The organism is Pseudomonas sp. BF-R-26 (genome assembly GCF_019947395.1).
Taxonomy (GTDB): domain Bacteria; phylum Pseudomonadota; class Gammaproteobacteria; order Pseudomonadales; family Pseudomonadaceae; genus Aquipseudomonas; species Aquipseudomonas farris.
In genome coordinates, this window is the sequence record NZ_JAGYGK010000029.1 from 14,315 (window position 1) to 37,446 (window position 23,132).

Genomic DNA, 23,132 nt, shown 5'->3' on the forward strand with positions numbered 1-23,132 from the left:
GCGATAGTTTGTTGACGACGGGATCATTGCCGACCCTGTCATCACCATCAAGAAAAGGAAGTTGCCATGCCTAAATACATTATTGAACGCGAGCTTCCGGGTGCCGGCGGACTGCCACAACAAGAGCTCAAAGCGATCTCGCAAAAATCCTGCGATGTATTACGCGAGATGGGGCCAGAGGTGCAGTGGTTGGAGAGTTACATCACTGGCGACAAGATTTACTGCGTGTACATCGCGCCGAATGAGGGACTCATCAGGGAGCACGCCCAAAAAGGTGAATTTCCCATCAACAGCGTTTCCCGGGTCATGAACATCATCGATCCCACCACGGCGGAGTAAGCCGGGACGCGTCCCAATCCGCAACGGAGCAGACTTCATGAGCACACCCATTGACCTCACTGCCCTGAAAAACCGCCAGATGGTCACGTGGGCCAGCGGCGACTATGCCGTGATCGGCACCACCTTACAGATCGTCGGCGAACAACTGGCCGAAGCCTGCGACTTGCTCTGTGATGAGCAGGTGCTGGACGTCGCCGCCGGCAACGGTAACGCAACGCTCGCCGCCGCGCGCCGGGGATGCAAGGTCACGTCCACCGACTATGTGGCCAAACTGCTTGAACGCGGCGAAGACCGCGCACGGGCGGAACACCTGGACGTGACTTTTCAGGTGGCCGATGCCGAGGACTTACCATTTGAGGACGCCAGTTTCGATGCCGTGCTTTCAACCTTTGGTGTGATGTTTACACCGGATCAGCCCAAGGCCGCAGCGGAACTGGCGCGGGTGTGCCGTCCTGGCGGGCGGATCGGCCTTGCCAACTGGACGCCTGAAGGCTACATCGGACAGGTGTTCAAGACCCTGGGCCGCCACATGCCGCCACCGCCGGGAGCGCAACCACCTTCGAACTGGGGCACCGAAGCCTGGTTAAACTCGCACTTCGACCAGCGAGACTTTCAGCTCCAGGTGACACGGCGGCTGTTCAACTTCCGCTATCGCTCGGCCGCGCACTGGATCGACACCTTCCGTACCTGGTATGGACCGGTTCACAAGGCCTTTGCGACCCTGCCACCCGAAGAGGGCGCGGCGCTGGAAAATGACCTGACCGAACTGCTGAATCGGCTGAACCGAGCGGGGGAGCGGTCGCTGGTGGTGCCAAGTGAATACCTGGAGGTGGTGATTACACGGCGTTGAATTGAAAGCTAAACCCCTGTGGGAACTGGCCTCTCTGTGGCGAGGGGGCTTGCCCCCGTTCGGCTGCGAAGCAGTCGCAAAGCTTTTAGGGCCGCTTCGCGACCCAACGGGGGCAAGCCCCCTCGCCACAGAAGCCCGTTCCCACAGAGGTATGTGATTTAGTCGGCGCAATTACTCATCCAGCCGCTCGGTATACACCACCCACACACTGCACGGCATTTTGTACAGCAGATGCTCCACCGTGCTGCCGATCAACCGGCCCATGCCGCGATGGCCGACCCGGCCCATGACAATCACGTCGACATTATTGGTATCGGCGTAGCGAGTCAGCACCTTGGTCGGGCTGCCCATGAGCATGTGCCGTTGCTCCGGGGCGATGCCATTGCGCGCGGCCAATTCGTTGAAGGCATCCTCCTGGAAGTCGAACAGGGTCTTGGCCTTGTCCGAAGCGAAAAACGCCGAACCGTTTTCGAAGCTGAACTCGTCCGAACTGATAGACGAAAGGTCATAGGCGTAGACCACGTCGAGCTCGGCATTGCAGGCGCTCGCCAGTTTTGACGCTTCGTGCAGAATCCGGTCGTTGAAGCTTTTGTAGTGGTCATCACGATGGAAGGGGTCGACCGCCGCAACGATCTTGCGCGGCAACGCATGAATGGCATGGCTGACGAAGTGCAGCGGCACCGGGCATTCGCGCAGCAAATGCACGTCGAGAGGGGTAAACACCAGCCGCGACAGCCGTGATTGATGTTCCAGCGCCTTGATCAGCACGTCCATCGGCTGCTCTTTGAGGTGAGTCAGGATTTCCTCCAGCGGATTTTCGACCCAAGCCACCTCGGTGGTGACGTGCACACCGATCTTGCGCAGGGGGCGGGCCTGTTCCTCAAGCCATTGGCGGTGGCGCTCGACGTACCCCAGACGCATCTGCTCCAGGGCCTTTTCGTTGACCAAGCCGGCGGTCGCCAGGCCTTCCAGATAGTCGAAAGCCACGATGTGCAAGGCCGCATCCTCAGCCTTGGCCAGCGCCGCGGCACGGTCGAAGGCGGGGCTGTGTTCCATCAGGGGCGAGGCAACCAGCATGAAACGAGCTTGACCAGACATGACAAACCTCCCGTGGGTAAACGAGCAGACGGTGGTCGTTTAATACATCTCAATCCCTTGATTATTGACCATGATCCGTCTCTGGGGGGCTTGGCCGCTCGAACGGGCCGTACAAGGCCGTGCAATGCTCCAATGCAAGTAACGGAATCGGCTGTGTTTATGCGATGGATGTTACGCCGACGTTTTAATGTGGGAGCGAGCCTGCTCGAGATGACGGCCTTCCAGTCGAAAAAGGTCTGCTCTGACACACCTCAAGCAGATACAGCCCTTACGAGTAACTAATGGCCTGCTCCATGACAATCGTGCGCTCGGCACCATGGAATTCATCGCGCACTTTTCGAAAGCCCAACTTGAAGTAAAAGCCTTCTGCGGTAATCGAGGATGGGACACGTAACACCTCGATTTTCTTATCGATGGCGACGGTTCGAATCATTGCCATCAATTGCCCGCCGATACCGTTGCCTTGATGCTGCGGGTCGACGAAGACGCTACGCACAACGTCGCGATCAAGGCTGGCGGTGGCGATTACACAATGATCGATGGTTGCGACGAAGACCTGACGTTGAGTGAGTAAGGAGAGAATGGCCTCGGTTGAAAAGCTTTTCTCTACCTGAGTAATCACTTCGGCTGGGTAATCCTGGGCATTGGAGCGGCGCAGCGACTGGATAATGACCTGGCTTATGGTTGGCGCATCGTCGGGGGTTGCGGTTCGAATCTGAGTGTTCACATGAAGACCTCATTCCTTGTGTCTTTGGCGCCCACCGTCAGGCACGGGAATTCTGGGTCAAGTGTCAGTTACTAAAAGGCTCAATGGACTTGAAAATCCCGGTCTTGGACATCTGACGGCGTAGCTCAAATTGTTCAAGTGACGCTACTACATCAATATGAGCCAATTGATCGAAAGCAATTTTCATCCATTCGCTCCTTGTTACGCGCACCGATAATAGGTATTCATCACCCACCCTTCCTGTGGCTTTATTCGGTCGTTGCGAGTAACCCGACAGAACTACTGTGTTAGCCAAGGGCAGGGCGGCGAAGGTCTCACCGATGATTCTGAATGCCACACCGTGAATGTGTGCCATGTAGAGCTTCTGAATTGCCGTTGGGGACATCGGTTTAACGGCAAGCTTCAGGCCTCTGACCGGCACAGTAGCTGTGTTTCCCGGCATGTGCTCCAGTTCCGGAAAATCCACATCAAACAAAACGCTATCACCTGACTCAGTAATCTCGAATGAAGCCAAGGTTTCACGAGGCCAGGTAATGCCTTGCAGAACGTCCTCCAGCCATACCTCCATGTCTGCCGTGTTGTTATAGATTCCTTTCTCAATGATGTGCTTATGGATTTCTGCCTGTTGGTAAAAGAGATCCTTGCGCTGCTGCCAATCATATAACTCGACCTGAAAAGCGGCATGAAGATGGGCATTTTGGTCCGTAATTCGCTGCATCCGCTTTTTGAACAGTCGATCCCACAGTAATGGTTTTTTAGGGCTTCGCTGTGTTGGCTCTGGTTCGTCGAAAGCCATAGGGGTAAAGGTCGGACGGGAAAGACAATTAGGGGTGTCGAGGTGAATGTTACTGAGCAGTTCGATGCCGTTATTGATGTCATCGCATTTGCGTTGAATGAAGGAAAGGATGACTTCCCGATTTTGCTTTTTCGCAGCGTCAATGACGTGTTCAGGGAGCTCATCACCATTGGCATCACGAAAAGACAAATTTCCCTCGTCGTCCACTTCGCACGTCAGGGAGATCAGCGTTTGGGACTTGGAATCGATTGCAGGTCTGGACGACTTTTTGGGGCCAGTGAGTTTTTGACTGGAAGAAAACCCCATGAAACTACTGTTTAAGCGTGTACCTCTTTTACTGATTCCAATGGAGGAACCCCGTGGGCCAAGTGTCCATCCCACTCCTGAGCCACTCAGATTCATGCGGATTCCTGGAGCAAGCTTGATGGATTTCCTGAATCGCACTGGCATGGTCATTCTCCTGATATGCCTAAGCATGTCTTCCGTGATGGCTAATCAGAATCGTCCGAAATTGTGTGGCTGACAAGGCTTTTGGTTGAGGTTGGTAGCTGACCGGGCGCTTGATCATTACCCAATCCATCCATCCCCAAAGAAGCAACCAAACCTGCAAGCCGAGCACAATGTTTGTCGTCGCTCCGGACGATATGGAAAGTCTATTGGTCCACGCCTGTGAATCACTGAGGGAAACCGTGAGCAGGCTCGCCCCCACAAGGGATCAGCGGTGTTCATGCGATGGGTGTCGCGCCGGAGTTCTAATGTGGGAGCGAGCCTGCTCGCGATGACGGTGTGTCAGGCAATATTGATGCTGGATGGGCTGACCTCTTCGCGGGCAAGTCGGATCGCCACACCGCTCGTTCCTACAGGGGATCTGTGGTGTTTTCTAGACAACCTTCGCGCCCCGTGCCTCCAGCAATTCCCGTAATACGGAACGGTGGCAGTGTGCCTCTTCCTCGCAATAACATCCTACGGCCAGCGATGTTTGATGGGAGAGGGCGGCCAGCAGGTCGAGCATCTGGCTGGGCGCGGTGTGGTTCATCTCGGCCTTGAATTTGCGCTTGAAGGCTCCCCAGGCTTTGGCATCTTCAGCCGCTTTGGCTTCGGCCACCAACTCGGGGCTGGGGGACAGCAGCGGTTGCCACACGTCGTAAAAATCCCGGCTGGCAAATTCGGCCTTTGGTACGCCCCGAGGCGGGCGGCGTACCGTGCCCAGGCGCAGGCCTTCGTGCGCGGTACGGGGTGAGCCGAGTTGGACGATGTGGATGGGCATGATCGCAGTGCCTATTTGAGCCGCGAGCTGTCGAACCACTCCAGCGCCGTGCGCCAGAAGCAGATCCCCAGGAAGTACGCCGACATCAGCAGCCACAAGCCCATCACCAGCGGATTGATAACCGGGTGGTTGACCACCAGCGACAAGCTGCACAGCAGCCAGATGGCCGTCACGGCAATGTTGATCGGCATGAACCGGCGCACGCGGAACGGGTGAAGAAACTTCATTCGGGTCACGGTCAGCAGCGCCAGGCCGATGACGGCGATCAAGGTGATCCACGGCGACGGGTCGATGATGTACAGGCACAGCGCAACCACGTTCCATGCGGCGGGGAAGCCCTGGAAGTAGTTGTCTTTGCTCTTCATGTTGACGTTGCAGAAACAAAACAGCGATGACACCAGAATCAGCGACACGGTCAGCAGCAGGGTGTAGTCCGGCAACGGGATGTAACGGTAGATGAACAGTGCCGGGATAAACACATACGTGAGGTAGTCGATCACCAGGTCGAGGATCGAACCGTCGAAACTCGGCAGCACCGACTGCACATTCACCTTGCGTGCCAGCGCGCCGTCCAGACCGTCGACGATCAGCGCCACGCCCAGCCACAGCAGGCAATTGGTGGGCTGGTTCTCCAACAAGGCGAGGGTCGCGAGGAAGGCTGTGACCACGCCAGTGGCGGTAAAACCATGGGCGCCCCATGCTTTGAGCCTGGCAATGTGTACAGTGGATATCACGGGGGCGTTCTCCAGAAAGTGAAGCAAGCCAATTATCACCCTCTTGTTGAGGGCGTCGGCAAACCGGGTCGGGTTGCAGGTATCGACCGGATTTTCGGGAATAAGGTTCACCACCTTTGAATCTTAGCCTCCGTGCAAAAAAATACCCCGGAAATATCCGGGGCACGTATTGAGCGCGGCACGCCTGTGCTTGACCGATATCGGGACGGGCGTCAGCTCAGCGAGGGGTGGAACACGCGCAGCCGATGGTTATCCGGGTCGAGCGCGACGAAGGTGCGACCGAAGTCCAGCTCTGTCGGTGCTTGCACCATGGTCAGCCCAAGCGCACTCCAATCGGCAAATAGCGCATCGACCTGCTCGGCGGACTCCACCGGGAACGCCAGCTCGGTCCCGCCGCCCGTCGCCTGCGCTGCTGGTTCGGCGGTATGCCGTGACCAGAGCCCCAGTTTGTAGCCTCCCTCCAGGACAAATAGCGCGAAGGTCGGCGACTCTTCCACGGGCTTGCGCTCCAGCAGAAACTCATAGAACCGCGCACTGACGGCGGGGTTTTCCACGAAAAGCAAAATATAACGGGGAGTGATCATAGGGCTGCTCCATTCAAGGTGGGCGCAGCATAAAAGGAGGGGGTGTCAGTTTCTGTCAGGAGTGTGAAGGGCGAGGGCAGCACCCATGACGTCAGCCAGACGGAGTTGGCGGAATGTCGGGTGAGGACTATCGTTGCCTGACTGAGTTTCTGCCCATTGATGAGGACGTCGTCATGAACACCAGCGATTTGCTCGAGCAATTACTGCGGGCCAGCCAAGGCTCGCAGTCGCAACAAAGTGGCGGTGCGGCGTCAGCTCAAGGAGGCCTCGGCGGGTTGCTTGGTGGTCTGTTGGGGGGCGGCGCGGGTGCCGGTGCGGGCGGTGGAGGCTTGGGTGGTTTGCTCGGTGGTCTGCTGGGCGGCAATTCACCCATGGGCCGTTCGACCCAGACACGTTCGGGTGGCACCAATTACGCGGCGTTGGCTTCTTTGGGGATGATGGCGTTCCAGGCATATCAGGCCTGGCAACGCAGCCAGGCCTCGGCACCGCAACAGGCACCGCGCACCGTTGACCTGTTGTCTGGCCCGGAAATCGAAGACCACAGCCACGCCATCCTTCGCGCCTTGATCGCCGCCGCCAAGGCCGATGGCCGCATAGATGATGCCGAGAAACAGATGATCAGCACCGAGATCGGCCGCCACACCGACGATCCGCAACTGCAGCAATGGCTCGATGACGAAGTCGCCCGGCCACTGGATGCCGCCGATGTGGCGCAATCTGCCCAGGATCCGGGCATGGCCGCCGAGATGTACCTGGCCAGCGTGATGTTGGTGGACGATCAGCAGGACGCTGAACGCAACTATCTGGATGAATTGGCCGCTGCGTTGAAGATCGATCCAGAGTTGCAGGTTCATCTGGAGCAGCAGGCCAAGGGCACTGTCTAAACGTTCCCTTGTAGGAGCTGGCGAAGCCTGCGATCTTTTGATTTTCAGCGGTTTTGAACATCCCAAAGATCAAAAGATCGCAGCCTGCGGCAACTCCTACGTGTGTTCTGGTGATTTCGGCAGCAGAAACGTAACGCCGAAGCCTTCAGATATCTCCAGTATCCGAGGCAGGTCTTCAGGCACTTTGAGCTGATCCAACGCCGCAAAGAACTGACCGCCGCGTGGATCGGAAACCACGCCGATCATTTTCGCGGTGGGGCTGATGTTCTTGTAAGCATGGATCGACCCTGCGGGGATGTGCACGTAACCCCCGGTCGAGAGGGTGGTGGATTGCCCTTCGACGGTCACTTCAACCTGCCCATTGATGACATAGAACGCTTCGTCCCAAGGGTGAAAATGCAGCGGTGGCCCGCCACCCTGCACACCTTCCTGGATGTGCACTTCAAAGGGTTTGGTCAGATCGCCGCCGGCAAGAATAGTGATGGTCTCTCCAACAACTTTGGCCGGCGCGGGCGTTTTCCCGGCTTCGATGACGTGAACCGTTCGCATGATTGTTCTCCGAGGCATGAATCCCCCATTCGCTGAGTATATTCACTGCGTCGCGAGCAAGTGCCGCAACACCGGCCCGTCTGTCCGGGCAATTTAAACGTCAATATAAAGGCTGTCATTTCATTGGCGCGAGTGATCGGGCATTCATAGGGTTTGTTGATTTGCTCGTCCTTTCATGAATGTTTTTCCCCATTGAAAAAATGCAGGTACTTTTATTTGACATACGGGGTTCAATGTCTAGACTCGATCGCATGAGTCCTCTCTGAGGGGCTGAAAAGAATAAAGGTAAAGGGACGATACAATGCATGGAAGCTCTGCGCGTCACCGTATTGCAGTATGCAATACCTCCATATTTCACCTCGCAACAGCCATCACTGAATTTCCCGTCTCGTCGCATCGCGATGTGAGTTTTATTGCTCGCATACGGTTTTAGTTAATTTCGACCTTCATGCATCTAACGGTTTGGGTTGGTAATAGCCAGAACTTATGATGCTTGGCTTGCCATGGGTCGTTATCGGCAAATTCGCATTTTCGATATTAAGAATTCGAAAGGGGTGGCGTTGTTCGCCTCGAAAAAATTTGGCTGATTAAATGGAATTCTGATTCTCGCTAAAGGAGTGGCTTGGCTATGTTTAAAAGACGCAAGCGCATCGCACTAGATGATCCCAGTCTGGAGCGTGTGAAGTTGACACCTCAGATGCTCGTCTACGATCAATTCGCCAGTCGCAGTCGTTCCCAGTACCTGCCTTATGTGATGGGTTTCAATGCCGCCGACTACCGTTCGGAATCGATCAATACCGATCGGCTCGGATTTCGCCTGGCCCATGATGCGCAAGGCCGGCCGATCAGTGTCGGCACCCTGGAGGCCAGTGCGCTGCCAGCGGTAAATTTGCTGGTCGGAGCCTCGTCAGCCTTGGGTTACGGGGCTTCCAGTGATGCCGCCTCGGTCGCGAGCCGGCTGTCCACGCATGATCCCGACGGTACGCCATGGCTGAATTTTGCGGGGCATACCTTTAATGCGACCCAGGAATTGATGCTATTCGTGCTGCATGCCCATCGACTGCCCAAAGTGCGCCGGATCGTGATCATGGGAGGCTTCAATACTCTGGTCATGGCGCGTCTTCCTGAGTTCATTCGAGGTGATCTTCCGCCGTTCTATTTCTGCGGTGACTACTACGAAAAGTTTGATGAAATTGCTGAGGAGAATGGCGCGGAACTGCCACCTGGCAAACTTCCAAAGTGGCCAGCCGAAACGACCGAGGTTCCGCCGATTTCGCAAACTCTGGTGCGCGCCATGCAAGACACCCTCAGTCGATTGACTACTTGGAAACAGCTCGCGGATTCGTTGGGTGCGGAACTTACGTTTGTTCTCCAGCCCTTGGCGACTTGGGTAAGAACACCGTGCGCCGAAGAGCAGAAACTGTTCGATGAGCTTGATCGAATTTCCCGGTTTGGCACTTGGCAACATTTGTATGGCGACATATCCGCTCCCACTGTCGCGGAATATTATGCTGATAGTTTGGGCAATGGTTGTCATGACTTGGGTATTCGATTTGCCAGTTTAATCGATGATTTTAGAGAGCGTCCGGGCGATGAGTGGTTATACGTTGACCGTGCGCACTTTACCGACCTTGGCAGTGATGTCGTAGCACGCGCCATTCATCGATACCTGCAGTGAAAGTTTAGGAGGCTTTATGTTCAAGCGGATTCGCAATGCACTTGGCTCTTTGTTCAAGAAAAAGAAAAAGGCCAAGAAGAAAAACAATTCCTCCATCTATCCAATGCACTGATGAGGACTAATAGACAAATCTTTTCCAGTTTCCTCGGGGCAGAGACTGGGGGAGAGGCCAGGCGCATGTTCACGCCGGTCAGCCTGTGCACTTGCCTGGATGCGGTGCATGGGACGGACTTGGCAGGCGTCGACTTCACCAGCGCGACGGCTTTGGTGGGGCTGGCGAGCGTTGCGTGCGAACGGCTTGGGCCATTGCGCGACGGATTCCGACGGTTGGCACAGGCAATCGAGACGAACGAAGCAGATGCCCAGGCGCTGCGTGCCAAGGCGGCGTTGGAGTCGGCTCCCTTTCTGATCGGCAGCCAGCACCTGATTCATGGGGTCTGTGGTAGCTGGAATAATGAAGCGCGCCATGCCATGGCAGCGCTGAGAATCCATGCGGCGGATGTGGGTGCCGGTCAGCCGGGGGCCAATCGTATCCAGCGCTACCAGGAATTGCTGCGTCAACATGCGCTGGCAGATGCTGGCGAAGACCTCCTGCGGTCGGTGGCCGACCCGAGGATCTCGGATGGAGCCTTCAACTTTGCCTCGACCCTGGTCGTACTGGGGCATTTCCCAGAGTCGCTGACAGCCCAGATATTGGGGGCCAACCTTTACCTGCGCCATTGCGGGCTGCTGCCTTCGTTCGAGTTCATCACCCACAACGAGCCATCCGCCCGCCAGTTTCTCGATCTGCGTCGTGATCCCGCCGGTAGTACCGATGATCTCGCCGTGCTCGCTGAAATGGCAGTCCGGGAATTTCTCGTGCACATGGGACTGGCTGGAAACGATGGGGTACGTCAAGGCTACCTGTGGGCGCGCTGGCAGGCCGAGGAGATGGGCGAAGCGCTGCTCAATCTGCTTGAGCGCTGGCTCGATCCGAGAGAGGCGGCATGCCACCTGATCAGCCGACGTCGGCTGGATGCTTGCCAATACCATGACAAGACACGGCTGAATAAGGTGCCGATGAAGCCCTTGCTCGCGGTCGACGACTCCTTGAAGTTCCTCGACCATCTTGCCGCCAGCGCCTACGTGCGTGCGGGCAAGCCGGAATCGAGCCCACTACTCACCAGCCTGATTTCTCCGCGGGGCAAGATGTTCCGAATCTTCAGTCGCGAAGATATTGCCATTCTTCACCGCTGGATCTCCGGCTTGCCTTACTCCGATGCGCCCAGGCAGCCCCCGGCTTTCCAGGTATGGAAAGACGACGGCACACTCGCCGGGGCGCTTCGCGAGGACGCTGAAATCCAAGCGTTGGTCGCCAGATTCAGTCCACGAGAAGCCTACCCGCGCATGTTGCGCATGGAGCTCACGCCGTCAGAGGAATCCTATGCCGGTCACTACGTGAAGAGCTGGCTGGCCAGGGCCGCCCATGGCGTCGCCAAGGGGAATTGCTCGCTGCCAGAGCAGTGGGCCCCCGGTGTCCTGCAGCAGTGGTTGCAGGGTCAGCATGAAGCGTCCAACCAAGCGCTGGAGGAGGGCGAAGAGCTGCCGTCTAGCGATGAGGTGGTCGCCGATATCCTGTCCCTGGCGCCTCTGACAATGATCGACGGGGCTTGGCTGGCCGGGTTCGCTCATCCGGCGGTAGCCTCCACGGCGTACGGCAGCCGACTGTTTGAAACGCTTTTCGATGAGTTGGGCAACGGAATCGAGGCGCAGAACCATCCCGTCATCTACCGCCATCTGCTCAAGGCAGTACATGGCGTGTTGCCGGCCACCGCCGACCCTGGATACGCCAACGCAGCTTGTTTCAACGACGAGGACTTCGAGCTGCCCGTGTTCTGGTTGGCAATCGGACGATATCCCCAAACCTACTGCCCGGAGATTCTCGGGCTGAACCTGGCGATGGAGCTATCCGGTGTAGGTGGCGGTTATCGGCGTACCCACAAGGCGTTGGTCGCCTACGGCTATCCGACGATGTTCGTCGATCTGCACAACTCCATCGACAACATCTCTACCGGGCATACGGCATGGGCTGCCGCGAGTCTGGACACGTACCTTTGCGCATTTTCTAGAAGTGACCGTGATGAACTTTGGGCGCGCGTGCGTAATGGATTCGTCGCGCTCAATCCACCCAGGGAGCAAACAATGCTGGATAAGTTTCGCGAAAAAGTGAGGTCGCTGCTATGACGATTACGCTTGGCATCTCTGCCTTTTATCACGACAGCGCGGCCACTCTGGTGGTGGACGGCAAGATCGTCGCCGCAGCCCAGGAAGAGCGTTTCAGCCGGATCCGACATGACCCGGGTTTTCCATGCAGGGCCATTGAGTATGTCCTGAAGTACGCAGGTATAAACCTGGCCGATGTCGACCATGTCGCCTATTACGAAGACCCGGCGCTCAAGTTCCGTCGGGTACTCTCGACGGCAGCCGTGGCCGGGTTTTCGGCAGCGCGCACCTATGCACCGGTGCTTGGCGAATGGCTATCCACCAAGCGCCGAATGGACCGCGAGGTCGTGCGTCATCTCAGAGCGATGGGAGACCGGGACGGTCGCCGAATCGAAGTGCATGGCCACCACGATTCCCACGCTGCATCGGCGTTCTTCCCCAGTCCGTTCGAGAGCGCCGCGATCCTGTGTATCGACAGTGTCGGCGAATGGGCGACGACCACGATCTGGCACGGTAAGCCAGAGGGCATCGAGCTGGTCGCAGAGTTGTCCTTCCCCCATTCGCTGGGCCTGCTCTACTCGGCCTTCACCTATTTCTGCGGCTTCAAGGTGGACTCCGGCGAATACAAACTCATGGGACTTGCGCCTTATGGCGAGCCTCGCTACGTCGACACGATCCTCTCGCATCTGATCGATGTGAAGCCCGATGGCAGCTTCAGACTCGACTGGACCCAGTTCGAGTTCATCAAGGGCCAAGTCATGACGGGCGATGCTTTTGAGCGGCTATTCGGTGGCCCCCGGCGCTTGCCCGAGGCACCACTGACCGATCGCGAGTTCGATTTGGCAGCGTCGGTGCAGAAAGTCACGGAGATAGTCGTTTCGCGCCTGGCCAAGACCGCCCGTGAGCTCACTGGCGAGACATCGCTATGCATGGCCGGGGGCGTTGCCCTTAACTGCGTAGCCAACGGCGTGATCTCACGTGAGCGAACGTTTGACCGGCTGTGGGTGCAACCGGCGGCAGGCGATGCGGGTGGCTCGCTCGGCGCCGCGCTGCTGACTGACCGCAAGCATCGCTGGGTAGCAAGCCGCGAACTACCGGCCGACGTCCGTGATGGCATGAGCGGAGCATTGCTCGGGCCGGAGTACAGTGAGGAGCAGATCAGGGACGAACTGGAAGCCTGCGGCGCTGTTTTTCACAGGCTTTCGCAGGAAGAGCTCGACCAACGGGTGATCACCAGCATAGAGGAGGGCGGGGTCATCGGCTGGTTCCAGGGTCGAATGGAGTTCGGTCCACGATCACTTGGCAGCCGTTCGATCCTGGGTGATCCGCGCCGCTCGGACACCCAGTCAAACATGAACTTGCGCATCAAGTTTCGCGAGTCCTTCCGTCCCTTCGCTCCCGTGGTGCTTGAGGAAAAAGCGGCAGACTACTTCGACATCGTAGAGGAAAGCCCCTACATGCTTGTGGTCTCGCCCATTGCGAAGGTCATTCGCAAGGCGATCCCACAGGAGACCGCGCGGCTTACCGGCATCGACTTGCTCAAGTTGGTGCGTAGTGATCTGCCGGCAATCACCCACGTGGACTACTCGGCAAGGGTGCAGACCGTGGACCGGGAGCGCAACCCGCGGTTCCGGGCGCTGCTGGAACGCTTCTACCAGCGTTCAGGGTGTCCGGTACTGGTCAACACCTCGTTCAACGTGCGCGGTGAGCCCATTGTGAACACGCCATTCGAAGCTTATCGCTGCTTCATGCGTACCAATATGGACGTGTTGGCGATTGGCGATTTCTACCTCGATAAAACGGAGCAGCCTCAGTTTGAGGAAGCGGTCGACTGGCGCGAGACAGTACCGCTGGATTAACTATTTCAGACACTAGGGAAGGTGCACTATGGATTATGTTCTGCTCTACCTGATCCTGCCGCTGGGGATGTTTATCCGGCGAACCAAAGCGTTTGCCCATCGGCCGGACCCCAAGGTCACCTCATACCTGAACCGCAAATCATGAGCCTCATGGCCATAGATGTTCAGGAGGCTTCGTTGGTACAGGTGATGGTCGTCAATGATCCCGACCTGACCGGGCTGAAGGACTGTCGCGTGAGGTTGGCCGAAACGCCGCACTGCGCTGACAGTGTGGGAGCCGTCGGCGGCGACTGGCTCGGCACAGTGTTGGGCCGGGATATCGTCGAGGCGATTCGTGCATTTCCTGCCAGCCCGCACAAAGCGTTGCTCATCAGAGGCATTTCGCTCTCTACGGACGTCGCGACGCCGCGCAATGGCTTCCTGCCCAATGCCGAGTGCGTTCTTGACTTTGACCTGCTGCACTTTGGCATGCTGCGGCTGCTGGGTGTCAGGCCGCATGCCGTCGAGTATGAAAACTTCGGCAAGCTGGTCAGAAACGTCGTTCCGGTTCCGGAGGCCGCGGGCACCACGAGCTCTTGGGGCGCCGATGTGGAGTTTTTCTGGCACACCGACAACCCCAACTGGCCCTTCGCCGATCAAAGCCGAAATGTCGCGACCTCCGTGCCGAATTTTTTGGCCTTCACCGCCGTGCGCAACTGTGAAGGCGCCTCCACCGACATTGTTTGTGTGGATCACGTTCTTTCACAGCTGCCCACCTGGGCGATCGCCCAGTTGCAGAAGGCTGCCTACACCTTTGGTGCCCCCGCCTCCAACGAGGGCTTCGATGGCCAGCCGAGAGTGCTGCCGGTGCTGGAGCAGGACGCTGGCGGTTATCGCCTGCGCTTTGACGACGGCATCGTGGCCGCGCTCGATCTGGACAGCGAAAAGGCTCTTGCGCTCCTGCGCCAGTGCCTACGTGATGCCCAAGGTATAGAGGTGGTGCTGCAGCCAGGCGACTTCTTCATTTTCAAAAATGCCCGCGTGCTGCACCGACGCAAGGCGTTCCAGCCCCTGCTCAACGGCAAAGCGCGCTGGCTGCGCAGGGTGTACGGCAGTTGAGCCTTTGCTTCAAAAAACCATCCCAATAGACATGGAGTTTATGCATGAACAAGCGTATCGCAGTAGTCGGTGGCCGCCCCGCGCCAATCCACGGGGCCAAAGAACTGGGCATCGACGTCGTACTGGTGCATCAAGAGGGCGACTACGAGCAGGCTATCCTCGCCCATTGCGAACAGGTGGTGCATGCCAGGCTTGACGACGCCGAGGCCATTATCAAGGTCCTCGAGCCCCTGCACCGCGAACGTCCGTTCGATCGCATCATTACCACCACCGAAGTGGCGGGCGAGTCGACGGGCAAGGTGGTCGATCACTTCGGCCTCACCGGGGTCTCCTATAAGACTGCGCGCCTGCTCAAGGACAAAGTGGCCATGCGCGAGTTGCTGGTCGAGCACAACCTGAGCCCGGTAGCTTATCGCCATGTCACCAGTGCGCAGGATGCCGTCACGTTCGTCAAAGCGCATGGCAAGTCGGTTCTCAAACCAGCCGAAGGCGTAGCCAGCCTGCATATCCATCCCTGCGATGACGAAGCCTCCGCTTCCAAGGCCTGGCAAGCGCTTCAGGATGCCGACGTCAAGCACATCATCATCGAGGAGTACCTGGAAGGGCCGGTCGTCAGCGTCGATTCCTTCTCGTTCAAGGGTCGCCACCTTCCGATTGGTTACTCCCAGTACCGCATGAACGACAAATACGTTGAGTGGGAGGTGAGCACGCCGAGTACTGAGGCCAGGAAATGGCTGAGCGAGCTGAAGGAAATGACCTGCCGCCTGCTCGACGCCGTAGAGTTGGAGGAGGGGCCTTCCCACAGCGAGTTCGTGCTGACTCCGAAAGGTCCTCGTGTACTCGAATCCCACGCTCGCCTGGCGGGCTCGGGTGCCCCGGAACTGGTGCGGCGTGCGTTCGGCCTGGATCTGAACCGCATGTTCCTTACTGTGCCACTGGGTATCGACATCCTGCCGGATGTGTCGCCCGAGCCGAAGGCTGGTGCTGCGATCCAGTTTTTTGTACCGACGCCTGGCAAGGTCAGAAAGGTCGAGCTCGATCTCAAGCCTGACGTCGATGTGCGCCATACCAAGCCCGGCGAGACGCCACTGGTGTTCCTGCCGTTCCTGTTCGAACTGGGTGATGCCGAGCGTGCCGTCGTCATCCAGAAGCATGAGGGCGACAAGATTCCGCCGCTCGACACCGTTGCCGACTGCGTTTCAGGGTATGTCCTGGCAACAGGCGTCTCGCGCGAGGACGCTGTCCGGATCGGCGACGAACTGGTGGAAGCGGTCCACTTCATCGTGGACCCCACGGCATGAGATATGTCCTGTGCTTGCACCGTTGGGTCGGCTGCCAAGCGCTCTACGACCGATACGAACTGCCTGCAGGCATGCAAATTCGGGCGATCTGCACGCCCGAATCCCGCGCGTCCCTGCCGAGCGAGCGTCTGGCGTCAAGCTCGACGCTCGCCTCACTGGACGATGTTGAGGCGGTCATGGTTGAGGCTGAGCGTTTGGTCGAGCAACATGGCGTTCCAGCGCTGGTGGTTGCCCTTAATGAGGGCGACCTGCTCAATGCGGCTTCTATCCGCGAGCGATGGCAGGTACCGGGAGATCTTGTCGCTTGGACCGAGCGGTTCCGCGACAAGCTCACTATGCTGGAGGTCGCTGGTCGGCAATCGTCGATCGGCGTGCTGCCTGCCTCGGCCGCCGATTCTCGCGACGCTGTGGAGCGACTGGCGGCCGAACACGGCTATCCGCTGGTACTCAAGCCGCGCTATGGCACGGCGAGTCGTGGCGTAAAATTTCTTCGCGGCCCAGGGGATCTTGATCAGATCCGGCAGGCAACGGAGCCGATGATGGTCCAGGCTTACTGCGCGGCCCCCATCCTGCACGTAGACGGCTGGTGGGATGGGCAACGGATTGTGGTGGTCACGGCGTCACGTTATGTGAATAGCTGTGCCGATTTCGGTCCGGACAGCCCGCTGGGTAGTATCGAGCTCGAGGAGGGCGACGACGAACAGCGGATTGCGGGGCGCGTCGAGCAACTGCTGGCGGTCTTCGCGCCTGAGCGAGAAATCGTCTTCCATCTCGAACTGTTCGACCTGGATGACCAATTGCTCTTCCTGGAAATCGGTGCCCGGGTCGGTGGCGCCGAAATCCCATTCCTCTGGCGAGAGGTGAGGGATATCGACCTGCTGGGGATCGCTTGGGAACTCCAGACCGGGGCGTCTACCCGCTACAGGGACCTTGCGCGCAGCCTTAGCAAGGAGGGCAGGCCATTGCATCGCGAGCGGGGTGCATGGGTGATCGCCCGCCGCAACAGCTCGCCGCGCGATGGCTTGGGTACCCTGTACTGGGCTCAGCCGCAGCACCTGGATCGCTTCGCCAGCGGTGTTTATGAGGGCGCTGGCACCCGACTTCGCCTGCGCAGCTTCGATCGTCCCGCGCTGGTACGAGACGTGGGAACGATCTTCGAACATTTATCCGAGTCATGGGGAGCTCAACCTTGAAAACAGCAGTGGTTACAGGTGCCAGCAGTGGCATTGGCGAGGCATGCTGCCGTACCTTGGCCAGTCGTGGCTGGCGGGTATTCCTTGTGGCGCGCAGGGGGGATCGGCTCGAGCAGATTGCCGGCGAAACCGGCGGACACGCCATTGTGCTGGACGTGACACAAGCGCGAGAGGAGGACTTGGTGCAGATTTCCGAGTGCGATCTTCTAGTGAACTGTGCGGGCGGTGCGATCGGCCTGGATGCGGTAGACAGGGCCAGTGCCGAGGATTGGACGAACATGTTCAACAGCAACGTACTTGGGACTTTGCTGATGACCCAACTGATGTTGCCTCGGCTCATCGCATCCCAAGGGGCCATCGTCAATATTACCTCTACGGCTGCGCTAGCCAGTTATGAGGGGGGCGGCGGCTATTGCGCGGCCAAGAGTGCTCAGCGCGCACTGACCCATTCCTTGCGACTGGAAATGAAGGGCGTACCGGTGCGCATCACCGAGGTGCTCCCCGGCATGGTGCATACGCCAGAGTTTTCCTTGAAGCGTTTTCACGGCGACGCCGAACGGGTCAACGCCATCTACGAGGATGTCGACCGGCCTTTGAGCGCGGACGATGTCGCCCAAGTAGTGGCCTGGGTTGCCGATCAGCCCGCACATGTCAATGTCGACGAAATCGTGGTTCGGCCAGTGGCACAGCGCGCTCAGCATGCGCTGTTCCGCGGCAGTCTCGGCTGGCTCGAGCAACAGCGGGCCGACAAATCCCCTTTGAACGAAGGAGCACGCTAATGATGGCGCTGGAAAACCTGGCCGGTGTGGCCATCATCTCCTTGGGCATGGTTCTGACACCTGGTCCCAACATGATCTACCTGACCTCGCGGACGATTTCCCAAGGGCGGCTGGCTGGGATGATTTCGCTGGCGGGTGTGGCGCTAGGCTTCGTGTGCTACCTGCTGGCTGCGGGACTGGGACTGGCTGCTTTGTTCAAGGCGGTGCCAGTCGCCTACGATGTCGTCAGGATTGCCGGCGCATTCTATCTGGGCTACCTGGCCTGGAACATGCTAAAGCCTAGGGGCGCTTCCCCCTTCGAGGCGCGCGAACTGCCACCTCACTCGCCGAGACGGCTGTTCACGATGGGGCTAGTGACGAACCTGCTGAATCCGAAGATTGCGCTGATGTATTCCGCGCTAATTCCCCAATTCATCGACCCTTCCGCAGGGTCTACCTTCCAGCAATTCGTCCAGATGGGGCTGGTACAGATCGCCATTGCCGTCACAGTGAACGGCATGATCGTCCTCGCCGCCTCCAGGGTCAGTGGTTTCCTGGCCAAGCGACCATCTGCCATGCGCACTCAACGCTGGGTGTCCGGGACTGTCCTGGGCGTCTTCGCGGTCGATATCCTGCTGCGCAAGCCTCTCACCTGATAAAAGACCGTTGTGGCGAGCGAGCTTGCTCGCGCTGGGCTGCGAAGCAGCCCCAAAAAAATCTGACAACCATTGTCGATTTTTTGTGAGTGCTACGCACTCAAGCGGGAGCAAGCTCCCTCGCCACAGGTTTCTCTGATTCCTCCCTACGCCTCCTCCAGTGATTGATTTCCTTCGAGCGGAGCTGGTACGGCTTGCCAGCGTCCGAGGTCGTCTTCGGTACTCAAGTTTTGCAAGACTACTGAACCTTCGCGCACTCATCTGGGGTCTCATGACAATAACGGTTTGATTCAGTCATAAACCCGTGGAGGGCGCTATGGACAAGCCGCTCGAAAAGTACAACAACATGAGGGACTTCGAAAAAAGTCCCGAGCCTGCCGGTGTTTCCAAATCCGCAAAAGGCAGACGACAAGCCAAAGCGCATGCTCTGCAATTCTGCATTCAGAAGCATGACGCCTCGCACCTGCACTATGACTTTCGCCTGGAACTCGACGGTGCGCTGAAAAGTTGGGCCGTGCCCAAAGGGCCGTCGCTGGACCCCAAGATCAAGCGCCTGGCCATCCACGTCGAAGACCATCCGCTGGATTACGCCACGTTCGAGGGCACCATTCCCGAAGGGCATTACGGCGCCGGCGATGTGATCGTCTGGGACCGTGGAGTGTGGATTCCCCAGGACGATCCGGCCAAGGCATACACCAAGGGCCGGCTGAAATTCGAGCTGAAAGGAGAGAAGCTCGGCGGCCTGTGGAACCTCGTGCGCACGCACATGCCGGGCAAGCAGGAACAATGGTTTTTGATCAAGCATCAGGACAGCGCCGCCAGACCCGACAGCGAATACGACGTGGTCGCCGCCGAGCCCGACAGCGTGCTCAGCGACCGCACCATTTTGGAAAAAAAGCACGGAGCTAAAGAAACTAAACCGATCAAAAAAGCGCCGGCCAAGGCGCGTAAGGAAAAGTCGGCACAACTGACGGGCGCTCGCAAAGCCGAGCTGCCGGAGCTGCTCAAACCCGAACTGGCAACGCTGGTCGAATCCGCGCCGAGCGGCGAATGGAGCTATGAGATCAAGTTCGACGGCTACCGGGTCATGGCGCGCATCGACCACGATGAGGTCAAACTCTTCACCCGCAATGGTCACGACTGGACCCACAAATTACCCGGGCAAGCCGAGGCACTGGCAGCGCTGGGCCTGGAGTCGGCCTGGCTCGACGGCGAAATGGTGGTCGCCAACGAGCAAGGCGTTCCGGATTTTCAGGCGCTGCAAAACGCGTTCGATTCCGGCCGAAGTGGCAGCATCGTTTACTACCTGTTCGACTTGCCCTACCTCAACGGCGTGGACCTGCGCGAAGTGCCTGTCGAGGAGCGCAGGGCGGCGCTGGCGACCGTGCTCAAGCCCAACGAAAATCCGCTGTTGCGATTCTCCGACGCCTTTGGCGAATCTCCGGAGGCGTTGCTCAACAGTGCTTGCGAAATGAAGATGGAAGGGCTGATCGGCAAACGCCTGGGCTCGCCTTACGTGTCTCGGCGCACCAGTGACTGGATCAAACTCAAGTGCAAACATCGGCAGGAATTCGTCGTCGTCGGCTTCACCGACCCCAAAGGTGCGCGCAGTGCCTTCGGTGCGTTGTTGCTGGGATTGCACGACCGCGAAAGCGGTGAATTGCGTTATGCCGGCAAGGTTGGCACCGGGTTCAACGAGGCGACTCTCAAGCGTATTTACGAACAATTGAAACCGCTGCAGACGAAAAAGCCGTCGGTGGTCAATCCGCCTAGCGGTTTTGAGGCCAAGGGTGTGCATTGGCTCAAACCCACACTGTTGGCAGAAGTGGCCTTCGCCGAAATGACCAAGGACGGCTCGGTGCGCCACGCCGTGTTCCATGGTTTGCGTGATGACAAGCCTGCCAAAGAAATTACCGAGGAGTTGCCGAAAACCGTGAACACTTCAGCCTCGAAAACATCAGCCTCGAAAACCGCCGCAGCAAAATCCACAGCGAAGAAGAAATCAGCCGCCGAGAAACCTGACGCCGCCGACCCAAAAACCGTCCAGTCGACTGTTGCGCCGTCGCAAATCGGCCTGGCCAGCGGCAAGGTGCGCATCACGCACCCGGACCGGGTGATCGATGCCAGCAGCGGCACCACCAAGATGCAACTGGCGGAGTACTACGCCAGCGTTGCGGAATGGATTTTGCCGCAACTCAAGGACCGGCCGGTGGCGCTGGTGCGCGCGCCGGACGGCATCGCCGGCGAACTGTTCTTTCAGAAGAACGCCGAACGGCTGGCCATTCCGGGGATTGTTACCCTGGACAAGGAACTGACGGGCCAACCGGTGATGATCATCAACAACGCCAAAGCGCTGATCGGCGCGGTGCAGATGAGCACGGTGGAACTGCACACCTGGAATGCCACGTCAGTCGATCTGGATAAACCTGATCGCTTTGTCCTTGATCTCGACCCGGATCCGGCGCTGCCCTGGAAAAGCATGATCGAAGCGACCCAGCTAACGCTCATAGTGCTGGATGAACTGGGGCTCAAGGCGTTTCTCAAAACCAGCGGCGGCAAGGGGATTCACCTGGTGGTACCGCTGACCCGCAAACAAGGCTGGGACGAGGTCAAGGACTTCAGCCACGCAATCGTCAGCCACATGGCCAAATTACTGCCGGATCGCTTTTCTGCGGTGTCCGGACCGAAAAACCGTGTAGGGCGTATTTTCATCGACTACCTGCGCAACGGTCTGGGCGCCACCACTATTTGCGCCTACGCCGTGCGCACTCGCGAAGGGCTGCCGGTGTCGGTGCCGATCTTTCGGGAAGAGGTTGCCGAGCTCAAGGGCGGCAATCAATGGAACGTGCACAACGTGCATGAGCGCCTGGCCGAAATCGGTGACGAACCCTGGGCCGACCTGAAGAAAACCCGACAGACGATTACTGCCGAAATGCGGCGGCGGGTAGGGATGAAAAAGTAGGGAATCAGAAGGAAAGTGGCGAGGGGGCTTGTCGGAACGCCGCATCGCCCCGTTTGAGTGCGTAGCACTCACAAGATCTTAGGCACATCAGAGATTTTGGGGCCGCTTCGCAGCCCAACGGGGCGATGCGGCGTTCCGACAAGCCCCCTCACCACAGGCTCGCCGCCCCGACGACTATCGCTTGCCGAGTGCGGCAGCCAGCAGCGGCGCTGCCTGTTCATCGGTCAATGCGGCGTGGACTTCCATGCTCATGAGGTCGCTCCATTCCAGCACCCACTTCTGAATCGACACCGGATCATCGGCCTCAGCAATGCCAAAACCACTCGAGCCACCGACGGCATGCCAGCGCCCCAGCATGTTGACGCCTGCGGGCGGCGCGCCACCGGTCTTGAGAAAGCGTTCGATCGCGCTATTACGATGCTGCGGACTGATGGACCAACTGACGATGAATAACATCTGCCACCTCCTGCTACGGATTGGCGCCATTATCTTCGCGCACCTGGCTGGCGCCGGGGCCACGGTCACGCTTGTGTTTCCAGCTCCATCCTGGCTGACCTGAAACCCTTTCTCCCATGAAAAGGCATAGCAGCGGCCCGCGTTTTGCGTACGACCGCTGATCCTCTTTCAGGCATTTGAAATGAACATATCGGGATAACAGTGCAAACCATCAGGCATCACGCAACAAGTCGTTGGCATTGAGCAGCTCGTAGGCAATCTCCGGGCGCTTCTCCAGCCCTCGACGAATCGCCGCCGGAATCGACTGACGGGTTTTGCGACACAGGCCCGGCAATTCGCCGAGGGTGATGTTGATGCCGCGCATGGTGCGCACTTCATTGAAGCCCGGAACGATCTCCACGCGCAGACCCAACTGCTCATACATCCGGCGTTGCAGACGCTCCAGATCGCCGAGGCTCTGGAGATTTTCCAGGCGTTCGATCAGGCGCTTCTCCTCCGACCGGGTCAGGCTCAGGATGCGCAAATCCGCGCCGGGGGTTTCCAGCAACGGCTCACGCTCGCAGATGCAGGCTCCGGGCGGGCAGGGTTGGCGGATCGGAAGAGAGGTCGTCATGGGGTTCAATCATAGAGCGCTATGATCGGGTTTGCCCATGGGGTTGTTGTGCCGTTGAGCGCGATGTCTACACCCCGGGCTTGCTGTCCTCGGCTGGGTTTATCGCGGATCTTGTATTTCGTACCAGGACGCTTTCGAGGATACACAGGCGTGTTTCTGCTTTTTAGCCAGTAATGGCGTATCCAGCGTACCTATCGCGACCGAAATCCAATCTGGGAACGGTCCTTTCGAATCAGACCAGAACAGCGAGGAGCCACAGTTGGAGCAGAACTGTCGTGTTACGCCTTCGGACGACTGATAACCCTTGAGCGTCTCTGCGCTAGTCGTGATCGAAACCGCTGACCTGGGAGCGCTGGCATACGTCGCGAAGGCTGCACCATGCCCCTTTCGGCATTGGCTGCAATGGCAATGGGTGACGGCTTTCAGCTCAGTTGATACCTGATACTTCACCGCGCCGCATAGGCAGCTACCTTGGTGAAATCCATCCATGTTCATCGTTCCCCGAATTTTGATCGCGCTACTTAGATG

At 58.4% G+C, this 23,132-nt stretch carries 22 protein-coding genes; 12 read left to right on the forward strand and 10 right to left on the reverse strand.

Features of this window, described 5'->3' with window-relative positions; translation table 11 throughout:
• Positions 1-66: 66 nt before the first annotated feature.
• Together KGB18_RS29125 and KGB18_RS29130 are read left to right on the forward strand one after the other, a co-directional pair.
• Positions 67-339 carry a DUF4242 domain-containing protein gene (locus KGB18_RS29125; protein WP_048394902.1) on the forward strand — a complete coding sequence of 91 codons (273 nt, stop codon included), beginning with the start codon at positions 67-69 and terminating at the stop codon, positions 337-339.
• A gap of 37 nt (positions 340-376) precedes the next feature.
• Positions 377-1,189: a class I SAM-dependent methyltransferase gene (locus tag KGB18_RS29130; RefSeq protein WP_050681466.1), complete on the forward strand. Its 813-nt coding sequence runs from the start codon at positions 377-379 to the stop codon at positions 1,187-1,189.
• A 171-nt stretch (positions 1,190-1,360) separates the two neighbouring features.
• Here the strand turns inward: KGB18_RS29130 and KGB18_RS29135 are convergent, their stop codons facing one another.
• The 6 genes from KGB18_RS29135 to KGB18_RS29160 form a co-directional block, all read right to left on the reverse strand.
• Positions 1,361-2,287, reverse strand: coding sequence for a universal stress protein (locus tag KGB18_RS29135; protein ID WP_123721146.1), 927 nt, complete (start codon positions 2,285-2,287; stop codon positions 1,361-1,363).
• 268 nt (positions 2,288-2,555) lie between these two features.
• Positions 2,556-3,014 (reverse strand): GNAT family N-acetyltransferase, encoded by a 459-nt coding sequence (locus KGB18_RS29140; RefSeq protein WP_123721147.1) that lies wholly within the window; start codon positions 3,012-3,014, stop codon positions 2,556-2,558.
• Positions 3,015-3,078: 64 nt separating this feature from the next.
• Entirely contained in the window at positions 3,079-4,260 is a 1,182-nt protein-coding gene (locus KGB18_RS29145) for a DUF4236 domain-containing protein (RefSeq protein WP_223570931.1), read from the reverse strand.
• 430 nt (positions 4,261-4,690) lie between these two features.
• Positions 4,691-5,077, reverse strand: a complete 387-nt coding sequence (locus KGB18_RS29150) for a DUF488 domain-containing protein (RefSeq protein WP_201060122.1) — start codon at positions 5,075-5,077, stop codon at positions 4,691-4,693.
• 11 nt (positions 5,078-5,088) lie between these two features.
• The gene (pcsA, locus tag KGB18_RS29155; protein WP_123721258.1) at positions 5,089-5,811 is read right to left on the reverse strand and encodes a phosphatidylcholine synthase; all 723 of its coding nucleotides are present in this window, start codon (positions 5,809-5,811) and stop codon (positions 5,089-5,091) included.
• A 212-nt stretch (positions 5,812-6,023) separates the two neighbouring features.
• A complete protein-coding gene (locus tag KGB18_RS29160; protein WP_030128991.1) occupies positions 6,024-6,395 on the reverse strand; it encodes a VOC family protein in 372 nt (123 codons plus the stop codon).
• 113 nt (positions 6,396-6,508) lie between these two features.
• On the opposite strand from KGB18_RS29160, the gene KGB18_RS29165 reads away from it, so the two are divergent.
• Positions 6,509-7,279, forward strand: coding sequence for a tellurite resistance TerB family protein (locus KGB18_RS29165; protein ID WP_223570932.1), 771 nt, complete (start codon positions 6,509-6,511; stop codon positions 7,277-7,279).
• A 96-nt stretch (positions 7,280-7,375) separates the two neighbouring features.
• On the opposite strand, the gene KGB18_RS29170 is transcribed toward KGB18_RS29165, so the two are convergent.
• The gene (locus KGB18_RS29170) at positions 7,376-7,828 is read right to left on the reverse strand and encodes a cupin domain-containing protein (protein ID WP_123721152.1); all 453 of its coding nucleotides are present in this window, start codon (positions 7,826-7,828) and stop codon (positions 7,376-7,378) included.
• A gap of 628 nt (positions 7,829-8,456) precedes the next feature.
• On the opposite strand from KGB18_RS29170, the gene KGB18_RS29175 reads away from it, so the two are divergent.
• From KGB18_RS29175 to ligD, 9 genes are all read left to right on the forward strand, one after another.
• Complete coding sequence (locus KGB18_RS29175; protein ID WP_123721153.1) at positions 8,457-9,506, forward strand: hypothetical protein; 1,050 nt, start codon at positions 8,457-8,459, stop codon at positions 9,504-9,506.
• A 177-nt stretch (positions 9,507-9,683) separates the two neighbouring features.
• Complete coding sequence (locus KGB18_RS29180) at positions 9,684-11,729, forward strand: iron-containing redox enzyme family protein (RefSeq protein WP_223570933.1); 2,046 nt, start codon at positions 9,684-9,686, stop codon at positions 11,727-11,729.
• Positions 11,726-13,567, forward strand: coding sequence for a carbamoyltransferase (locus tag KGB18_RS29185; protein ID WP_223570934.1), 1,842 nt, complete (start codon positions 11,726-11,728; stop codon positions 13,565-13,567). Before KGB18_RS29180 ends, KGB18_RS29185 begins: the two co-directional genes overlap by 4 nt.
• Before the next feature lie 141 nt (positions 13,568-13,708).
• The gene (locus KGB18_RS29190) at positions 13,709-14,665 is read left to right on the forward strand and encodes a TauD/TfdA family dioxygenase (protein WP_123721156.1); all 957 of its coding nucleotides are present in this window, start codon (positions 13,709-13,711) and stop codon (positions 14,663-14,665) included.
• A 44-nt stretch (positions 14,666-14,709) separates the two neighbouring features.
• A complete protein-coding gene (locus tag KGB18_RS29195; RefSeq protein WP_123721157.1) occupies positions 14,710-15,966 on the forward strand; it encodes an ATP-grasp domain-containing protein in 1,257 nt (418 codons plus the stop codon).
• Positions 15,963-17,159, forward strand: coding sequence for an acetyl-CoA carboxylase biotin carboxylase subunit family protein (locus tag KGB18_RS29200; RefSeq protein ID WP_201060127.1), 1,197 nt, complete (start codon positions 15,963-15,965; stop codon positions 17,157-17,159). Before KGB18_RS29195 ends, KGB18_RS29200 begins: the two co-directional genes overlap by 4 nt.
• Positions 17,156-17,938 (forward strand): SDR family NAD(P)-dependent oxidoreductase, encoded by a 783-nt coding sequence (locus KGB18_RS29205; RefSeq protein WP_123721158.1) that lies wholly within the window; start codon positions 17,156-17,158, stop codon positions 17,936-17,938. The genes KGB18_RS29200 and KGB18_RS29205 overlap by 4 nt, the downstream gene beginning before the upstream one ends.
• Positions 17,938-18,573, forward strand: a complete 636-nt coding sequence (locus KGB18_RS29210; protein WP_123721159.1) for a LysE family translocator — start codon at positions 17,938-17,940, stop codon at positions 18,571-18,573. The genes KGB18_RS29205 and KGB18_RS29210 overlap by 1 nt, the downstream gene beginning before the upstream one ends.
• Before the next feature lie 316 nt (positions 18,574-18,889).
• Positions 18,890-21,535, forward strand: coding sequence for a DNA ligase D (gene ligD, locus KGB18_RS29215; protein WP_223570935.1), 2,646 nt, complete (start codon positions 18,890-18,892; stop codon positions 21,533-21,535).
• Between the two features lie 174 nt (positions 21,536-21,709).
• On the opposite strand, the gene KGB18_RS29220 is transcribed toward ligD, so the two are convergent.
• The 3 genes from KGB18_RS29220 to KGB18_RS29230 form a co-directional block, all read right to left on the reverse strand.
• Positions 21,710-21,991, reverse strand: a complete 282-nt coding sequence (locus KGB18_RS29220; RefSeq protein WP_050681474.1) for a DUF3303 domain-containing protein — start codon at positions 21,989-21,991, stop codon at positions 21,710-21,712.
• 211 nt (positions 21,992-22,202) lie between these two features.
• Entirely contained in the window at positions 22,203-22,604 is a 402-nt protein-coding gene (locus KGB18_RS29225) for a hypothetical protein (protein ID WP_123721161.1), read from the reverse strand.
• Between the two features lie 99 nt (positions 22,605-22,703).
• Positions 22,704-23,093: a GFA family protein gene (locus KGB18_RS29230; protein WP_223570936.1), complete on the reverse strand. Its 390-nt coding sequence runs from the start codon at positions 23,091-23,093 to the stop codon at positions 22,704-22,706.
• Between the last annotated feature and the right edge of the window lie 39 nt (positions 23,094-23,132).